The organism is Halioxenophilus sp. WMMB6, from assembly GCF_033283405.1.
Lineage (GTDB): Bacteria > Pseudomonadota > Gammaproteobacteria > Pseudomonadales > Cellvibrionaceae > Halioxenophilus.
This window is the reverse complement of the sequence record NZ_JAWMQR010000024.1, coordinates 1-2,020: the sequence shown is the minus strand read 5'-3', so window position 1 is coordinate 2,020 and position 2,020 is coordinate 1. Positions and strand designations below refer to the sequence as shown.

General features: G+C 43.2%; 1 protein-coding gene. It reads left to right on the top strand.

All coding sequences use genetic code 11. The annotated features are described in order from the left end of the window. Nucleotides 1–1,053: 1,053 nt before the first annotated feature. On the top strand, nucleotides 1,054–1,341 hold the full coding sequence (locus SBL51_RS23160; protein WP_317933578.1) for a hypothetical protein: 288 nt from the start codon (nucleotides 1,054–1,056) through the stop codon (nucleotides 1,339–1,341). Nucleotides 1,342–2,020: the final 679 nt, after the last annotated feature.

Sequence of the window (2,020 nt, the reverse complement as noted above, 5' to 3'; positions counted from 1 at the left end):
GCTTGTTAACGATCTCTAGGATCTGTGCATCATCGGGCTGGGACTCCGATAACTAGTTGCCGCTAGTTATGGGGCTTCACTTTAAAGGAATGTTAATTAATGGGGAAATTTGACCATACAAGCGCATGTTGTCGGACTGGTTTTCCGCTGCGCTTCAAACCAGCCGCAAATGCGGGCGTTAGAACTTATGCGTACAAACAGCATCCATAAAAAATTATTACCGATTATAGGGATATTGTCCTTAACAGTAGCCGGATTTGATTACATTGTTCGGACGTATACTCTGGGATGGACCGAGGCTGGAATTTCACAGATGACGGTGTTTCTATCGCCTCTGGTATATTTCGCCCTGCTGACAGTAGCTGTGTTTAATTTACGAAATTTGGCCCAGAATCGTTCAGAACGTACCCATATCATAACTGCGATACTACTGATTTTGTGTACGGTAGTGGTTTTAACCCAAGTGTATTTCAGGAAGCAGGCTGTGGGCAGCGCGACTTACTCTGTCGTGACTCCACTATTTGTTTCAGGTTTGCCATTTTCATTATTAACTTTTCTGGTTTTTTTCGGAAAAAAAGAGAGAGCTTTCAAAGTTATCTAGTTTGCCTGGTTTGTGTTTTTTGGTTTGTAGTTCCAATTGGTATCGACACTCTCTATTTAACTCAAGGTGGTTATCGCGGACCAGGATCTTTCCAAGTTGCGGTCATCAGTACTACGTATGACCTTATTCAATATATTGCGGCATTTGGTGTGTTTGTAGCATTAATAACCACGCTAACCATCTGTGTAGTAACTATATATCGAGTTTTCAAGGCTAAGGGTATAGCACGTCTATATACTATCGCTGTAGGGGGGTCAATTTTAGCTCTATCAATCCAATTTATTAATTGGGGTGGGTTCGTTTGGGATTAAGGGCTTACCAAGATGTTCTAACAAGTTTGTCAACAGGACTTTTTTTGCTACGCTCCGTTTTGCGGTGGCTTCGCCACTATACCGCAAAACTCCACTTCACAAAAAATGCCTGTTACAAAGGCGTTAAGTGCACGCCCGATTATGAATATCGAAGTGTTAAAAAAGTCCATTTGGATTATTCCGGTGGCTATGTCGGGGCCGATCATTCGAGAACTTTTGGGAGTATCTGAGGGGGTTTCAGCTGGAGTCTGGGTCGCCTTGTTAGCGGCCTCAGTGGCCATTGCCGCGCTTGCTTACTTCATTGAAGTTAATGTTCTAAGGACGCGTGCCGAAGGCCCAGACAACTCACCAATAAGGTGGTACCAATCACCTGTATTTTGGTTGCTCATCCCAATGGTGGCTATATGTGCCTATTTTCTGTCCAAATAGCACTTAACAATCAATCAATGTCGCCTGGCCACAATAAGCGCGGCCTCCACCTGACTCGGATAGTAATGAAGTTTGCACTCAAAGCACTGGTTTTATGGTCGCTGTTACAATCATTCATAGGTGTAACGTTGGTTGCCGTTCAGAAAACAACATGGATAAAACTGTTAGGTAAGCACGAGGATTCTTTATTTTGGGTAGTTTTAGGTATTTACCCGTTAAGTTGTTTAGCGCTTTTGGTCGGTGTCGTAACGTCCATTTATGGTTTATTCCTTAGGCGTAGAAAACAAGAGGTGGGTGTACTATTGTTGTCAATCGCATGTATAGGTTGTTCTTGGTACTTTGCCCTCAATATTATTTTTAGGCCATTACACTAGTGTATTTCGTAAATAATATTCTAACAATCGCAGTCATGTTCGGCCGCCGTGCGGCCTGGACTTCCTTACGCCCATGCTGCGGGCGTTAGGCAAATGGAATAGGAGATCGCAAAATATTAGTACACATTCTCATCGGAATAGGTATTCCCTCGGTTTTGCTATTAAATGCTTTTGTAGTGCCAGATTCAATCAGTAAGTGCACCACGGGCCTCTCTGTAGACTTCATAGGGTGTTCGATAATTTAAGCACTTTCTGGGGCGGTTGTTGAGTAATTTTTCGACGCGATTGATTTCGGATACAGGGAT